This window comes from Pseudomonas sp. MYb13, assembly GCF_002980075.1.
In the GTDB taxonomy this organism is placed as follows: domain Bacteria; phylum Pseudomonadota; class Gammaproteobacteria; order Pseudomonadales; family Pseudomonadaceae; genus Aquipseudomonas; species Aquipseudomonas lurida.
Genome location: NZ_PCQI01000006.1, coordinates 325,446 through 341,090 on the forward strand (window position 1 = coordinate 325,446; position 15,645 = coordinate 341,090).

9 protein-coding genes are annotated in these 15,645 nt (G+C 62.4%); 1 reads left to right on the forward strand and 8 read right to left on the reverse strand.

Features of this window, described 5'->3' with window-relative positions:
• Positions 1 to 5: 5 nt before the first annotated feature.
• Both mmsB and CQ002_RS14610 read right to left on the reverse strand, forming a co-directional pair.
• Positions 6 to 893, reverse strand: a complete 888-nt coding sequence (gene mmsB, locus CQ002_RS14605; RefSeq protein ID WP_105162856.1) for a 3-hydroxyisobutyrate dehydrogenase — start codon at positions 891 to 893, stop codon at positions 6 to 8.
• A 15-nt stretch (positions 894 to 908) separates the two neighbouring features.
• Positions 909 to 2,426 (reverse strand): CoA-acylating methylmalonate-semialdehyde dehydrogenase, encoded by a 1,518-nt coding sequence (locus CQ002_RS14610; RefSeq protein WP_034109353.1) that lies wholly within the window; start codon positions 2,424 to 2,426, stop codon positions 909 to 911.
• Between the two features lie 132 nt (positions 2,427 to 2,558).
• On the opposite strand from CQ002_RS14610, the gene CQ002_RS14615 reads away from it, so the two are divergent.
• Positions 2,559 to 3,506 carry a LysR family transcriptional regulator gene (locus tag CQ002_RS14615; protein WP_034109354.1) on the forward strand — a complete coding sequence of 316 codons (948 nt, stop codon included), beginning with the start codon at positions 2,559 to 2,561 and terminating at the stop codon, positions 3,504 to 3,506.
• Between the two features lie 262 nt (positions 3,507 to 3,768).
• Here the strand turns inward: CQ002_RS14615 and CQ002_RS14620 are convergent, their stop codons facing one another.
• The 6 genes from CQ002_RS14620 to recC all read right to left on the reverse strand — a co-directional run bounded on the left by CQ002_RS14620 (position 3,769) and on the right by recC (position 15,433).
• Complete coding sequence (locus tag CQ002_RS14620) at positions 3,769 to 4,260, reverse strand: OmpA family protein (protein ID WP_034109355.1); 492 nt, start codon at positions 4,258 to 4,260, stop codon at positions 3,769 to 3,771.
• 4 nt (positions 4,261 to 4,264) lie between these two features.
• On the reverse strand, positions 4,265 to 5,527 hold the full coding sequence (locus CQ002_RS14625) for a diguanylate cyclase domain-containing protein (protein ID WP_034109356.1): 1,263 nt from the start codon (positions 5,525 to 5,527) through the stop codon (positions 4,265 to 4,267).
• Positions 5,524 to 6,099: a YfiR family protein gene (locus CQ002_RS14630; protein ID WP_069078155.1), complete on the reverse strand. Its 576-nt coding sequence runs from the start codon at positions 6,097 to 6,099 to the stop codon at positions 5,524 to 5,526. Before CQ002_RS14630 ends, CQ002_RS14625 begins: the two co-directional genes overlap by 4 nt.
• Before the next feature lie 141 nt (positions 6,100 to 6,240).
• Positions 6,241 to 8,313 (reverse strand): exodeoxyribonuclease V subunit alpha, encoded by a 2,073-nt coding sequence (recD, locus tag CQ002_RS14635; RefSeq protein WP_105162857.1) that lies wholly within the window; start codon positions 8,311 to 8,313, stop codon positions 6,241 to 6,243.
• Positions 8,310 to 11,984 carry an exodeoxyribonuclease V subunit beta gene (gene recB / locus CQ002_RS14640; RefSeq protein WP_105162858.1) on the reverse strand — a complete coding sequence of 1,225 codons (3,675 nt, stop codon included), beginning with the start codon at positions 11,982 to 11,984 and terminating at the stop codon, positions 8,310 to 8,312. Before recB ends, recD begins: the two co-directional genes overlap by 4 nt.
• On the reverse strand, positions 11,981 to 15,433 hold the full coding sequence (recC, locus tag CQ002_RS14645) for an exodeoxyribonuclease V subunit gamma (RefSeq protein ID WP_105162859.1): 3,453 nt from the start codon (positions 15,431 to 15,433) through the stop codon (positions 11,981 to 11,983). Before recC ends, recB begins: the two co-directional genes overlap by 4 nt.
• Positions 15,434 to 15,645: the final 212 nt, after the last annotated feature.

Here is a 15,645-nt window from a genome sequence, read left to right on the forward strand (position 1 = left end):
CGCCCCTACTTGGGCTTGCGATAGCTATTGATGATCGCTGAGAAGTCCTTGCCCCCTTCCCCACGCTGGCTCATCGATTGGTACAACTGCTGGGCCACGGCGCCCAGGATGACGGGCTGCTTGGCCTGGCGCGCGGCCTCGGTCGCGAGGCCCAGGTCCTTGAGCATCAGGTCGGCGCCGAAACCACCGGTGTAGCCACGGGACGATGGCGCAGTCTCGATCACGCCCGGCCATGGGTTATAGGTGTCAGAACTCCAGCAGCGCCCGGTGGAGCTGTTGATGATGCCGGCCAGCACCTGGGTGTCGATGCCCAACGCGTCGCCAAGCGCCATGGCTTCGCTGACGCCGACCATGCTGATCCCCAACAGCAGGTTGTTGCAGATCTTCGCGATTTGCCCAGTGCCCACCTCACCGCAAAGCACGATGTTGCGGCCCATCTGCGCCAGCACCGGTTGCAGGGTGGCAAACAGTTCCGGCGTGGCGCCGACCATGAAGGTCAGGGTGCCAGCCTGGGCGCCGCCGGTGCCGCCCGAGACCGGCGCGTCGGCGACGGCCACACCTTGCTTGGCCGCGGCCGCCGCTACATCGCGGATGGTTTGCGGGTCGATGGTGCTGCAATCCACTGCCGGTACGCCCTTGCCGATACCGGCGAGTACGCCGTCTTCATTCAGCCAGACGCTGCGCACATGCGCCGCCGCCGGCAGCATGGTAATCACCAGCTCCGCACCGTTGGCGGCATCACGCGGTGAATCGCTGATGGTGCCACCCAGTTCGGCCAACTCCTTGAGTACTGCCTGGTTCAGGTCGAACAGGTTCAGCGCGTGGCCGGCCTTGATCAGGTTGCGGGCCATGGGTGCGCCCATGTTGCCCAAGCCGATAAATGCAATCTTCATGGTCGTCTCCCGGTATCAGCGCAAGTTGATGGTGGTGTTGACGCCATCGTTGACCGTGTCGTCGTCGAACCAGCGGCTGGTGACGGTTTTGGTCTGGGTGTAGAACTGCACCACTTGCTTGCCGTACGGGCCCAGGTCGCCGAGCTTGGAACCGCGCGAACCCGTGAAGCTGAAGAAGGGGACCGGCACCGGGATCGGGATATTGATACCGACCTGGCCTACATCGATTTCGCTCTGGAACTTGCGCGCCGCCGCACCGCTCTGGGTGAACAGGCCGGTGCCGTTGCCGAATGGGTTGGCATTGACCAGCGCAATGGCCTGGTCGAGGGTGTCGACTTCCAGCACCACCAGCACCGGGCCGAAGATTTCCTGGGTGTAGATCTGCATGGAGGGGGTCACGCCCGAGAACAGGGTCGGGCCGACAAAGTTGCCCTGCTCAAAGCCCGGCACCTTGATGTCGCGGCCGTCGAGCTCCAGCTTGGCGCCTTCTTTCACACCGCTTTCGATCAGCTCGAGGATGCGTGCCTTGGCGCGCTTGGAGATCACCGGGCCCACATCCGTGCCGGCTTCGCTGCCCGCGTTGACCTTGAGCTTTTGCGCCAGCGCCTTGAGGTCCGGCAGCCATTGCTTGGACGCGCCCACCAGCACCACCACCGACGTGGCCATGCAACGCTGACCCGCTGCGCCGAAACCCGCACCCACCAGGGCATTGAGGGTGTGTTCGCGGTTGGCATCCGGCAGCACCACGGCGTGGTTCTTGGCGCCCATCATCGACTGCACGCGCTTGCCATGTTTGCCGGCCAGGTCATACACATGGGTGCCCACGGCGGTCGAGCCGACGAAGGACACCGCCTTGATGTCTTTGTGGGTGCAGAGCGCATCCACCACATCCTTGCCGCCGTGCACCACGTTGAGCACGCCAGCCGGCACACCGGCTTCCAGCGCCAGCTCCACCAGCAGCATGGTCGACAGCGGGTCCTGTTCGGACGGCTTGAGGACGAACGTGTTACCGCAGGCGATCGCCATCGGGAACATCCACAGCGGAATCATCGCCGGGAAGTTGAACGGCGTGATGCCGGCGCACACGCCGATGGGTTGGCGCAGCGTGTAGGTGTCGACGCCACCGGCAACGTTCTCAGCGAACTCGCCCATTTGCAGGGTGCCGATGGAGCAGGCGTGTTCCACCACTTCCAGGCCACGGAAAATATCGCCTTCGGCATCTGCAATGGTCTTGCCCTGCTCGTTGCTGAGGACCACGGCAATGCGCTTGGAATGTTCGCGGATCAAGGCCTGCAGCTTGAGCATGATGCGCATGCGCGCGCCGATCGGCGTGAGCTTCCAGGTCTGGAAGGCGCGGTGGGCGGCGTCGATGGCGGCGTTGACCTCATCGGCGGTGGCGAACGGGACTTTGGCCAGCACTTGCTGGGTGGCCGGGTTGACGATGTCTTGCCACTCGGTGGTCTTGGACTCGACCCACTCGCCGTTGATCAGCAACTTGACCTGTTGCACGGAAATATCGGCAGATGCGTTCATGTGGTCTCCAAATCTTATAGTTATGCAGAGAACCAAGGCGTTGAATCGCCTTGAAGAATGAGGCGTTCGGACTGTTTTTGGAGTATAGATGTGCAAATCTCTAATAAGAACGCACATAAAAGCCGGACCAATATGCAAAAAAACATCACATCCCTGGGCTCCCTGAACTGGGATGACCTGAAGTTTTTCCTCGAAGTGGCCCGCACCCGCAAGGCCAGCGTGGCCGCCAAGCGCCTGGCGGTGGACTACACCACGGTGTCGCGGCGTATCAGTTCGCTGGAAGTGTCCCTCGGCACCCTGCTGTTCGAAAAATCCCGGACCAACGGCTTCGTCCTCACCACCGAAGGCCAGCGTTTGCTGGGCTATGCCGAGTCCATCGAAAGCACCCTGCACATGGCCTGCGAGCAAGTCTCCGGCTCCGGCGTGGCACTGTCCGGCCACGTGCGCATGGGCTGCACCGAAGGTTTCGGCAGCTTCTTTGTCACTCCGCAGCTGAGCCACTTCGTCGACACCTACCCGGCCATCTCGGTGGACATCTTGCCCCTGCCCCACTTCATCAGCCTGTCCAAGCGCGAAGCCGACATTGTCATCGCCCTGGAGCGCCCGGAACACGGGCCCTATGTGTGCTGCAAGCTGTGCGACTACAAACTGCAGCTATACGCGACCCAGGAATACCTGGACCAACACCCGCCCATCCGCAAATCCGCGGATTTGGCCGAGCATCCGTTTATCAGCTATGTGGATGACTTGGCGTTCAGTTCGGAGCTGCTGTACCTGGCGAACGTAGTGCCCGGCGCCAGCGCCAGCCTGCGCAGTACCAGCGTGATCGCCCAGTACGTGGCGGCGCAACAGGGGCGGTCGATGGCGATATTGCCGTGTTTTCTGGCAGCACAGGATCTACGGTTGTTGCCGGTGCTGGGGGAGCAGATTGCGCTTACGCGGCAGTTCTGGATGTACTGCCGGGAGGACTTGAGGAAGTTGAAGCGGATTACGTTGTTGTGGGATTACATCAGGGAAGTGACCGAGCAGAACCAGGGGTTGTTGATGGGGGAGACGCGGGAGATCAGGTTCGCGGATTAAAGGGCCATCAACGACGGTTCGCTTTAAGTTGCAGGACGTTTTCTAGAGACTCTCTACCCCATTGCACCTTACCGTTTGGGTTTAGCGACATGCCGTGGTGACCCCTACTGCAAATTTGGGAAGCATCATAACCCACCGTGGGAGTTGGCTTGCCGGCGATGGCAGTATGTCCGTCAGTACATCCAGTACTGAGACACCGCTATCGCCAGCAAACCAGCTCCCACAGTTGATTGGGTTTTACATTGAGGTCGGCGGGACGGGCTCAGTCCGCGATCACCACAATCGACACCCGCCGATTCTCGGTGCGTCCCGCCACTGTGTCGTTGGACGCCACTGGCTGACTGCTGCCCAGCCCGCGCAGCTGGATGTTTTCTTCCTTCATGCCCACACCGGTCAACACCGCAGCCACACTTTTGGCGCGGCGCAGGGACAGTTGCTGGTTGTAGGTTTCCTTGCCCGACGCATCGGTGTGGCCGTCGACGCGAACGCGCTCGATACCCACGCCCAGCAGGGCCTTGCCGATGCGTTGGACGATGTCGGTGCTGGGTTGGTTAAGTGTCTCGACGTCGCTGCCAAACAGCACTTTGCCGGACAGGCCGAAGGCCCAGCCATCGTCGGTCAACGCAAAGCCTTGTTGCTTGAGGACCGCCACTTGCGCTGGGGTCAGGCCTTTGGGCGGGGGCGTCTGGCAGCCGCCGAGGGCGAGCAGTGCGACGAGCAGGGAGATAAACATGAAACGCGCGGTCGAGAACAAGGGGTCAGCTCCTGTGGTGAACGTTGGCGGCAGAGTGCTCCGACTCCGCCGTTTGCTGGCCGCCCGAGGACAGACGCTTGGCCTGGTACATCGCTGCGTCGGCGGCATTGAGTAAGGCACCTGGGGTGGCGCCATGATCGGGGTAGATGGCGATGCCGATACTGAGGGAGGTCAATACCTGGGTATTGCCGGGCACGGGGATTGGCAGGTCCATGCTGGCGATGATCTTGTCGGCGATGCGCCGGGCGTCTTCCACTTTGTGCAACGGCGCCAGCAGGATGGCGAATTCGTCACCGCCCAGGCGCGCGACTAAATCGTCTTCCCGCAACTGCGCACGCACACGCTCGGCAACGGCCACGAGGACGGCATCACCGGCGGCGTGACCAAAGCTGTCGTTGATCTCTTTGAAGCGGTCGCTGTCGAGGTAAAGCACCGCCACCTGCTCCTTGACCTTGGCCGCGCTTCGCAGGGCACGGATCAAACGGCCTTCAAAGAAGGCGCGGTTGGGCAGGCCGGTGAGGCTGTCGTGGTTGGCCTGGTGGGCGAGGGATTCGTTTTCGCTTTGCAGGTGGCTTTGCCAGGCTTCCATCTCGCCGAGCAAGGCGTTGAAGTCACTGCCCAGGCTGTCGAGTTCGGCGATTTTCGCCGGCGGCACGCGGCGGTCGAAGTCGCGTTCGCTGCGGGCGGCGTGGGCCACGGCGGCGAGGCTTTGCAGCGGGCCGGTGATGCCGCGCAACAAGCGTCGCGCCAGGTGCAGCGCGATCCACGCACTGAGCGCGGTGCAGATGAGAATCCCGGCCAGGCCGCTGAGCAGGAAGCGCAGCAGGCTACCGCCGTGACCGGTGAGATGAGTGCTGCCAATGGCTCGCCCTTGATGGAGGATCGGCTGGCTGATGGGTTGCTCAAGCAGGGTATGCGCCAGTTCCAGTTCAACCCGCGAGAGCATGCCGGTATCCGGGCGTATCCACTGCGCCAGCAACTTGCCATTGGCGTCGAAGACTTCGGCGTTGGCCACCTCTTCGGTGGAGGCAATCAGGCTGAGGGCTTCAGTGGCCGCGGCGCTGTCGTTGAACACCACCGCCGCTTCCACGGTGTAGTTGATGGAGCGTGCGATCAGGTGCAAGTTGTGTTCGGCATAAACTCGCAGCGCCAACACGCCAAGCAGGGTCAGCGAGACGCTCGCCAGGGTCACTGCCAGCAGCGCCAGGATGAGGTGCCCTCGGCCGATGACGGAGCGCAGGGTCGGTCGCACCTTATCTCCCCTCATGGCGCAGGTGCTCGGCGACGGGACAACTGCAGCACGCTGGGGTGAATGCGCACGCCGCTACGTGCCACGGAGTCGAGGTTGACCTCGAACGACACTTGCTCATCCCCCACCCGCAGGCAGAAAAGGCTGCCCACCGTGCATTGGTCGCCACCTTCGCTGATGCTCAGCACCGGGTGACCGATCAACGAGGTAAACAAATGGCTGCGCTCATCGGCACTGAGTTTGCCGATGTACACCGCATCACATGCATTGACGATTTCAGGATGGCTGGCCAGCAGGCGCTGCACCACGACCGGACGGCCGGTGGCCTGGGTGGTGCCTTTGATCAGGTCGTCGGTGTATTGGGTCGGGCCGACGATACACAGGCGCAATTGCGCAGGCTCTACCGGCCAACGCGCATAGCTGAGGATACCGAGCACCACTTGGGTGACCGACTCGGCGCGTTGGGCGGCCAGGTCTGCGGGGTCGGGTGCCTGGGCGAACACGTGTGGCGCGAGCACACACAGGACCGCCATCAGTAGCCTGCGTCTCCAGCTCAAACTGCGCTCTGTGGGCGAGACAGCCACGTTCATGCAGCAATTCTCTCAGATGTTTTCTAAATGATGCCGCAACGATAGCACAGCGGCGCAAAACCCCGCGAAGACCGGTCTTTGCGGGGCACGCTATTTTTTCAGAAAAATCAGGCGCCTGAATCAGAAATAGTGCATGACCTGTCAGTCAATTTTCTCAGGCTCGTGCCCCAACTCCAGCATCAACCCGCTCAAGCGCTTGACCTTGCGTCTTACCGCTTCTTCAAACACGCCACCCCGGGGTTCGATCAAGCTGAACCAGCGCTTGGCCCGGGTGATGCCGGTGTAGATCAACTCCTTGGTGAGCACCGGGTTCAACGCATCCGGCAGGATCAGCGCGGTATGGGTGAACTCCGAGCCCTGGGATTTGTGCACGGTCATGGCGTACACGGTTTCCACATCATTCAGGCGGCTGGGCAGTACGAAACGCACGCCGCCCTGGCCATCATTACGCGGGAAGGCGACACGCAGCACCTGGGGGCCACCGTCACTTTCGGGCAATTTGAGGGCGATGCCGATATCACCGTTCATCAACCCCAGGCCGTAATCGTTGCGGGTCATCAGCACCGGGCGGCCTTCGTACCATTGCTCCTCGCCTTCGATCAGCCGCACCTTGCGCAGGGCCGCGGTGATGCGCAGGTTCAGGCCTTCCACGCCCCAGGGGCCTTTGCGCACCGCACAGAGCAGTTGGAACGCGTCGAAGGCTTGCAGCAGTTGTTGCGCCCAGTGGGTCCAGGCAGGGTCTTCGCGCGGGGTGCCTGGCCCGGGCCTCGCGCTTTGCAGCAGGTTGAGGTAGTAACGATAACCCTGGGCGCCGTCGCTACCCTGCCCGTCCAGGACCAGACGCTCGAGGGCGTGGTCGTGCTCGCCCTTGAGGCTGACGCAGAACAGGTCGCTGTGGCTGCGCGCTGCCAGTAGCTTGCGAGCTTCCTCAGCGTCTTGCTGGTTGACCCAACGCGCCAGTTGGCCGATGCCACTGCCTTCGCCGAAACGTCGCGAGTAGCGCAACATCACCACTTGCTGGGCCAGGGGATGGCTGCCATCGAGGTCGGCCTGCAGGCCACTGGCGCTGAGGTCTTCGCCACTGACGGCTTGCAGCCATTGGCGGGTCTCGGCGCTGTAGAAGCCGGCTTCGGCGTCGCGGCATAGATCGCCGAGTACGGCCCCCGCTTCTACCGACGCCAATTGGTCCTTGTCGCCCAGCAGCACCAGGCGTGCATGCGGCGGCAGGGCGTCGAGCAGGTTGGCCATCATTTCCAGGTCGATCATCGAGGCTTCGTCGACGACCAGCACGTCCAGGGGCAATGGGTTGCCGATGTGATGACGGAAATGCCGCGTGCCCGGGCGACTGCCCAGCAGGCGGTGGACAGTGGTGACCTGGGTCGGGATTTTTTCCTTCACGTTGTCCGGCACTTTCAGCGACAGCACTTGCTGGCTGATGGACTCGGTGAGGCGCGCCGCGGCCTTGCCGGTGGGCGCGGCCAGGCGAATGCGCAACGGGCTGCCGGTTTCCACAGCCGGCGCCTGTAACAGCGCGAGCAGACGCACCACGGTGGTGGTCTTGCCGGTGCCGGGGCCACCCGTGACGATGCTGAATGCACCGCGAGTGGCCAGGGCGCAGGCGAGCTTTTGCCAGTCGATCACGCCGTCGGGTGGCGGTTGGTCGAACAGGCTGTCCAAGCGCTGCGGCAAATCGGCGGCGACACTTTCATGGGTGGCGAGACGCAAGCGCAAGGCGGTGTCGATGCGTCGCTCATAGGTCCAGTAGCGGCGCAGATAAAGACGCTTGCCGGACAGGACCAATGGGCGACTTCGGGCGGATTCGCTGCCATCGCCTGCCAGCGCGACCAGGTGGCTGGCGGCAAGCGCATGGCACCAGTGGGCGCCGTCCAGGCCTTCGAGCAACTGCGAAGGCAGCAGCATGGCGCCGGTTTGCAGGTCGCCTTCAGGCGGCAACGACAGCGCGAAGTACGGCGCCTTGAGCGTTTCGAACAGATCGAGGCAGACGTGGCCATGGCCCAGTTGATGGCTGGTCAGCGCGGCGGCCAGCAGCACCAGCGGGTCAGACTGCGGATCTAGCTCGTGCAGAAAGCCTACGAAGGCTTTGTCCAGGGCACGCAACCAACCCCGATCCACCCAGCGTTCCAGCAGCTGCACCAGGTCGGCGGCGCGGCTGAGGGGCATCAGCTCCTCAAGCGGTAACGGCGACAGGCTCATAACAGCACTCCTTGTTCCCAGGCGGGCTCAGCCTTGGGCGGGATGGGCTTGCCCTGGAACAACAGGTCCAGGCCTTCGATCAGGTCCCGTGGTGGCCTGGTGAAATACGCCCCCTGGCTCGTGGACTGTGTACCGCGCAGGAACAGGTACAGCGCGCCGCCAACATGGCGGTCGTAGTCGTAGTCCGGCAGGCGCGCCTTGAGTTGGCGGTGCAGGGCCAGCAGGTAAAGCACGTATTGCAGGTCGTAACGGTGCTCGAGGATCGACTGTTCCATGGCGTCCTGGGTGTATGCCGAATCGTCGGGACCGAGCCAGTTGGATTTGTAATCGGCCACGTAGTAGCGGCCATCATGTTCAAAGGTCAAATCGATAAAACCCTTGAACATGCCGTTGAGCAGCACGGGCTCGGCGGCGACGCGGGAAACGCCGCTGTGGGTGTATTGGCACACCAGTTTATCGAGGGCGAGCACGTCGACTTTGTGGCTGGCGAACCAGAACTCCATCTCGATCTGGTACTGCTGCAAACGGCTGAGGGAAACGTGACCGTCATCCACCGGCAGTGGTGTTTGCAGCAGGTGGCCGAGCCAATCGCTGAGGGTGATGATCCAGCCTTCCCAGTTGCGACGGTTGCAGCGAGCGCCCACGGCCTTTTCGATGGCCTCGGGCGTGACGTTGAAGCCCTCCTCCCCCGCCCATTCCAACAGACCGTGGAGGAAGGTCCCTGGGTTAGGACCGCGTGGGAAGCGGTGAATATCCCCGCCGGACGCCGCCACTTCGCGTGGAGCATCCGGGTCGAGACGCTCGTCATCGAACAGCTTCTGGGCCTGTGGGCTTTCCGGCGCTTCGAGCGTGGCGGCGCTCATGCTGTCGCCGATGCGCAAGGCACTGTAGGAGGCAATCCACCAGTTTTCCGCAGCCTTGCGCTTGGGCAGCAATGGCGCTCGCAACGTGGCTTCGTTGCGGGGTGGGTGAAAGACGATATCTTGCGCTTCGGGCACCTGGGCATAGTCGATGGCAGGGCAACCTGCTTGCAGGTCCAACAGCCAACGCGCCAGGCCGGCAGACTCCCCCAACGGCGCTCCCGCACCGAGCAAATAACCCAGCGCCGACAGGTGCAGCACGGAGCTGTTGCTGTTACCGCGCTTGAGGTCGGCGATGCCCAACCAGCACGCATGCTTGGCGCGGGTCAGGGCTACGTAGAACAGGCGCAGGTCTTCGGCCAGGCGTTCGTTGTCGGCCTGGACGATCAATTCAGGCGTAGGGCGCAGGCTGACTTGGGATTTACCGTGTTCATCGTGGTAGTGCAGCGGCAAGCGGCTGCCATCCACCGGTTTGGCCGAGCAGATGAAAGGCAGGAAAACCAGGTCGTACTCAAGGCCTTTTGACTTGTGGATCGTCACCACCTTGACCAGTTGCTCATCACTTTCCAGGCGCAGGATTTGTTCCTCGCCCGCTTGACCCGAGAGCGCCAGGTGTTCGGCCAAATGACGGATCAGTGCCTGTTCGCCGTCCAGTTCCGAGGCGGCCTGTTGCAGCAGTTCGCTGAGGTGCAGCAGGTTGGTCAGCACACGTTCGCCATCGCTGCGTGCGATCAGGGTTTGCGGCAGTTTGAAGTCGTGCAGCAGGCGGCGCAGCATCGGCAGCACGCCTTGGGTACGCCAGATCGCACGGTAGCCACGGAACTGCATGACGCGGCTTTCCCACGCGAGCTCATCCTGGTTCAGACGCTCCAGTTCCAGCAGTGACAGGTCAAGGGTGACGCAAGCCAAGGCGGCGCGCAGCGGACGCTCGACATCCGGCTCGGCGCACGCCTTGAGCCAGGCCAGCAGGTCGTGGGCTTCCTGGGCAGCGAAGACCGAGTCCTTGTCGGAAAGGTACACGCTACGTACGCCACGGGCGGCCAGTTCGGCCCGCACGGCCTGGGCTTCCTTGCCGTCGCGCACGAGGATGGCGATATCTGACGGAAGCACGCCGTTGAAACTTGCGTCCGCTTGTAGGAAGCCGGCAGTACCTTGTTGTCCGCCGTTGAGCAATTCAACAATGTGCGTGGCGCAGGCGGCTGCCAGTTGCTGACGATAAACCGCATTGGAAACCGGCTGGTCAGTGGGCAAGTGCCAGAGGTTCATCGCCGGCAGCGTTTGGCCACCGACTTGCAATTGTTCCTTGCGGCCCTGGGACAGCACCGAGTGGAAAGGCACCGGGTTTTCGCCATGAGGCTCGCGGAACAGGAACGCACCGCGGCCTGTTTCGGCACGCTGGAACACGTGGTTCACCGCTTCGACCATCGCATGGCTGGAGCGGAAGTTGGTGCCCAGTGTGTGGTGGCGACCGGTAGTGGACTGTCGGGCGCGCAGGTAAGTGTAGATGTCGGCGCCACGGAAGGCGTAGATCGCCTGCTTGGGGTCGCCGATCAGGAACAGCCCGCTGTCGAGGTGATTCTCTTCGATGCGGTAAATGCTGTCGAAAATGCTGTATTGCACCGGGTCGGTGTCCTGGAACTCGTCGATCAACGCCACCGGGAATTGCTCCCGGATCACACTGGCCAGTCGCTCGCCACCGTCGGCCTGCAGGGCTGCGTTGAGGCGGATGAGCATGTCGTCAAAGCCCATTTCGGCGCGACGACGCTTTTCTTCCTCGAAGCGTTTGCCCACCCAGCCGGCGGCGTGTTGCAACACGGCCGCGTCGGGTGTCGGCAGCGCATCAAGGGCCGCCTTGAGGCCGGCCATGGCATCGATGCCGGGATGCTGCGGCGGTTCGCCTTTCCAGGCTTCGGCGATGCCGTCGGGCGTCAAACGCGTGAAGCCGGTGCCGATGTCCAGTTGCTCGAGGGTTTCGTCAGCGGCCCAGGCGCTGATCTTTTCGAACCAGGGCTCGAAATAACGCGCTTGCATCTTGCGACCGTCAACGGCTTTGGCAGCCACGGCTTGCAGGCAGATGTCACGCAACTCGGCGGCCCATTGTTGCCAGGGGGCCTTGAGTGTTATCAGCGCTTCGCGGCGTTCCTGCAGGCAGGCGTTGATCAGCTCGGCGGGCTCGCGGGTCTCACCAGTAGGCCGTTCGCTGCCAAACAGCGCGCGTACCCGAGGCATCAGCGCTGCGGGTCCACCCCAGTTATTGCGCACCCAGTTGAGCGCGTCGTCGTGCATCGGGTAGCAGAACAGTCGCCAGTAATCGCGCAACACTTCGCCAAGCAAGTCGCTGTGGTCGGTTTCCAGGGTTTGCGTGAACAGGCTGCCGCTGTCGAAAGCGTGTTCGCGCAGCATGCGCTGGCACCAACTGTGGATGGTCGAGACGGCGGCTTCATCCATCCACTGGGCGGCGATGTCCAGGCGGTTCGCGCAGGCGGGCCATTGTTCCGGTGAGTAGTCGGCGCGCAGATCGGCGATGAGCGCGTCGGGCTGTTCAATTTCTTCGCGGAAAAAGCGAGCGGCTTCAGCCAGACGGATACGGATCCGTTCGCGCAGCTCCTTGGTGGCCGCGTCGGTGAAGGTCACCACCAGGATTTGCGGCGGCAGCAGCTCACGACCAAAGCCCGCGTCGTCGCCACCATGGCCGAGGACCAGGCGCAGGTAGAGGGCCGAGATGGTGAACGTCTTGCCGGTGCCGGCACTGGCTTCAATCAGCTGGCTGCCTTTGAGCGGGAAGGCCAGGGCCAAGGCTTTGCTGGTCATGCGCTGGCCTCCTCGCCGGTGAGTGATCGCCACGGGGCGTTGAGCAGGGGGCGATACAAGGTTTCGCACCAACCTTCGAATTCTTCGCTGGCGATGAGTGTGGCGTAGTCGGGAAATTGCCGGGTGAGCGCCGGGGCTTCGCGACGTTCGCCATCGGTGGTCAGGCCATCACCTTCGTAGGCTTTACTGGCGGCCGCCTGCGCCTTCGCGGGATCGGTTTGGCCGAGCCAGGCAAAAGCAGTCTTGACGGCGACAGGCAGCGGTTTACTCATTCCGACGTGCCAGGCGAGCAGTAGGTTGCCGAGCACGTCCTGGGCATTGGATTGATCCAGAGGTGACAGGAGCAAGGTGTCGTCGCTGGCCACCAGGCCAGTGCTTAACGGCAGGCCGCAGGCGCAGGCAACCACGTGATTGACCCAGGGCCGAATCAGGCGGTGCCACTTGCGGGTCTTGATCGAGCCAATGCTGTTGGGAATGGTGGTGACGCTCAGCAACCCGCCATCACTGCGTCGATGCAGGCCGCTGATCCAGCCTTCCAACTGAACACCATGATGCTCAAAACTGACCGGTTCGGCGCCGGGGTGCGGCGTGGGCCACAGGGCCAGAAGTTGCTGGTGGCGCCGCAGCAGGTCAGGCAAGGGCTCGATCAGTTCGTTGCGCAGGTATTCGCCGAAACCAACCATCGGCAACAGGCCACTGCCTTGCAAGCGCAGGGCCTGGGCGTTCAGGGCCTGATCAAAGTGATCGGGTTGGGTGAGCGCGGCGTTGAGCAGGCTGTCGCTCAAGCTGTAGCGTTGTAATGCGTCGAGAACGAAGGGCTCTTCGTCAGCGAGTGGCACTTCGGCGGCTTCGAAGAACACTTTCAGACGTTGACTGAAGAAATGTTTTACCGGGTTGCGCAGGAAGTCTTGGAGCTGGCCGAGACTCAGGGGCTCTTCCTGTTGGTGGGGTGCCAGGTCGTGATCCGTCGGGAGGGCATCGGATGCTTCATGGAGTAACTGCCATTCGCGCGCGTAGCTGAATAGCGCGTCGCCCTCATGGAAGTAGCGGGCGCTGAACGGTTGCAGCGGATGCTCTTGTGTCATCGCTTCGATCAACGGTTGGTCGCTGTGTGCGTGGTGCCAGCCACTGCTGAGATGGTCACGCAGTTGGCCGACCAGTACCGATGCCGGGCGATCGCTATTGTCACGGATGCTACGGCCAACCCAACTGATGTATAGCTGGTCACGCGCTGAAAGCACGGCTTCGAGCAGCAGATAACGGTCGTCTTCACGACGTGAACGATCGCCGGGGCGGTAGTCGCTCCCCATCAGGTCGAAGTCCAACGGAGGTTGCGCGCGCGGGTAATCGCCGTCGTTCATGCCGAGCAGGCAAACCAGCTTGAAGGGGATCGCACGCATGGGCATCAGGGTGCAAAAATTGACAGCTCCGGCGAGGAATCGCTGGGACAGGCGACCCTGGTCGAGGCCAGCCAGCCAGGCCTCGCGGACGACAGTGAGGGGTAACTCGTCCTGCAAGCCTACGGACTCGCAGGTCTCCAGCCAGGTTTCCCGGAGTTGTTCGAGCTGGCCCATCAGGTAGTCGTCGTGTTCGCTGCTGGGTAGGAAAAACAATTGCATCAGGCGCTGCAGGCGTTCGCCCCACTCTTTCGGAGGCGCGGGTTGCGACAAGGCTTGATGAGCGTCATTGAGTGCGTCGAGCAAGGCGACGAGCGGGCCGATCAGTGCGGCGTCGAGGCCACCGATTTCGTCATAGGGCTCAATGCCGTCACACGCAGCACCGGTGCCCACTGCGTAACCGAGCAACATGCGGCGAAGGCCGAAACGCCAGCTGTTTTGTTCCAGCTCCGTTGGCAGTCCGAGCCCGGCACGTTGTTCGGCGTTAAGCCCCCAACGGATACCGGCGCCTTCGATCCAGCGGTGCAACGTGGGCAGATCGCGCTCCTTGATGGCAAAACGTTCGCGTAAGGCAGGAACATCAAGCAGGTCGAGGATTTCGCTGACGGGGAAGCGGCTGTCGGGGAGTTTCAGCAGGTGTTCGACGGCAATGAGCAGAGGGTCGCGACCGCGTTGGCCTTGGTCGGTCAGGGTGAACGGGATAAAGCGTGGATCGTTGCGCTCAAGCTGACCGAACACGGCGCGGATGTGGGGCGCGTAGCTGTCGACGTCGGGGACCATGACGATGATGTCCCGGGGCCGCAGCGTAGCGTCGACACTGAAGCGCTGGAGCAGTTGGTCGTGAAGGATTTCGACTTCGCGTTGGGCACTGTGGGCAATGTGGAAGCGGATTGAGGTATCGCATTCCAGATCGACGGCAGGCCATAGCTCGCGGGTTTCGTTGAGTGGGCGCAGTTCGAAGATATCGTCCTGGAGCTGGTTGAGCAGCGTGGTGGGCTCGCTGTCGCTGAACAGGTCGATGCGGCCATCGCGGAATGCGGCCCGGTAGCTATTGGGGTCGTCGTAACTGTCCAACAGGCTGATGTAGTCACGGCCTTGCTTGCCCCAGGCGGCCAGTAACGGGTGGGCGTGCTGGTGCAGGGTTTGTGGGTCGATGGTGACCGGCATGCCTGCTTTGCGCGCTTGGCGTTTGTATTCGTTACGCAGCAGGTCTTTGTCAGCGACGATGTCGGCCCAATGATGGCGACAAGGGTTGTGCACGCAGAGCAGGACTTGGCTGAATCGCGCCAGGCCGGCAAAGGCTTCAAGCGCCTGTGCTGGCAACGAGGAGATGCCGAAGACGATGACTCGAGATGGCAAGCCTGGTGGGGCGCTCTCCAGCGAATTGATGCGCTCGATGAATCGCTGGTGAACGCCGGCACGGCTTTCGGCCATGCCCTCTTCACCTACATCCAGCAACAATGCACGCCACAGTTCGGCTTGCCAGCAGTTAGCCGGGTTGAGGGGCTTGGTTTCGCCTCGGCCGTTACGCAATTGGTGGCGACCGGCGGCCCAGTCCTCCAGCCAGTCGGCGCGATAAACCTGATATTGGTCGAACAAGTCCGCCAGGCGTTCGGCGAGCTGGTAGCGTTTACGCAGGTCGGTGTCGTGGGTAAGGAAGCGCTGCAGCGGTTCGAAGTGCGGCTGATCGATAAGCTCTGGGAGCAGGCGCATTAGACGCCAGGTCAGTGGGGCTTTATCGAGCAGGGATTTGGGCGGAATTTCATCTCGGCCCAGAACCATGCGGTAAAGCTGCCACATGAAGCTGCCGGGCAATTGCACATCGATCGCGGCGGCGATGCCACAACCGCCCATATCGTCATCTTCCGGGTCTTCAGCCAGGGCCAGCTTCAGCCACTGGGCGATGCCGTTACTTTGTACCAGGGCGATTTCATTTTGCAGGGGCGCCAGGGGGTAGCGGCGCATCCAACTGACCACCAGGCTGCGCAGTTCGTCCAGGCGGTTGCCGTGAACCACCATGAATCCAGCACTGAGGGACGTTGCATCCGGCATAACGGCTTCCTTGGGAAAAGCAAAATCGAGGGTGCGACTTTAGCACTGTGGGCAGTTATTGGCGGAACTGGGATGTTAGCTGTCTTTTCGACCGCCCAAAACAAAACCCCTGTTTGCGTTAGCAAACAGGGGTTCTGGAATTTAATCTTGACGATGACCTACTCTCACATGGGGAAACCCCACACTACCATCGGCGATGCATCGTTTCACTG

Excerpts from the sequence above, each read along its gene's own strand:
- CQ002_RS14625 (WP_034109356.1), bottom strand. The coding sequence starts at position 5,527 with ATGAGGGGAGATAAGGTGCGACCGACCCTGCGCTCCGTCATCGGCCGA.
- recD (WP_105162857.1), bottom strand. The coding sequence starts at position 8,313 with ATGAGCCTGTCGCCGTTACCGCTTGAGGAGCTGATGCCCCTCAGCCGC.
- mmsB (WP_105162856.1), bottom strand. The coding sequence starts at position 893 with ATGAAGATTGCATTTATCGGCTTGGGCAACATGGGCGCACCCATGGCC.
- CQ002_RS14630 (WP_069078155.1), bottom strand. The coding sequence starts at position 6,099 with ATGAACGTGGCTGTCTCGCCCACAGAGCGCAGTTTGAGCTGGAGACGC.
- recB (WP_105162858.1), bottom strand. The coding sequence starts at position 11,984 with ATGACCAGCAAAGCCTTGGCCCTGGCCTTCCCGCTCAAAGGCAGCCAG.
- recC (WP_105162859.1), bottom strand. The coding sequence starts at position 15,433 with ATGCCGGATGCAACGTCCCTCAGTGCTGGATTCATGGTGGTTCACGGC.
- CQ002_RS14615 (WP_034109354.1), top strand. The coding sequence starts at position 2,559 with ATGCAAAAAAACATCACATCCCTGGGCTCCCTGAACTGGGATGACCTG.
- CQ002_RS14610 (WP_034109353.1), bottom strand. The coding sequence starts at position 2,426 with ATGAACGCATCTGCCGATATTTCCGTGCAACAGGTCAAGTTGCTGATC.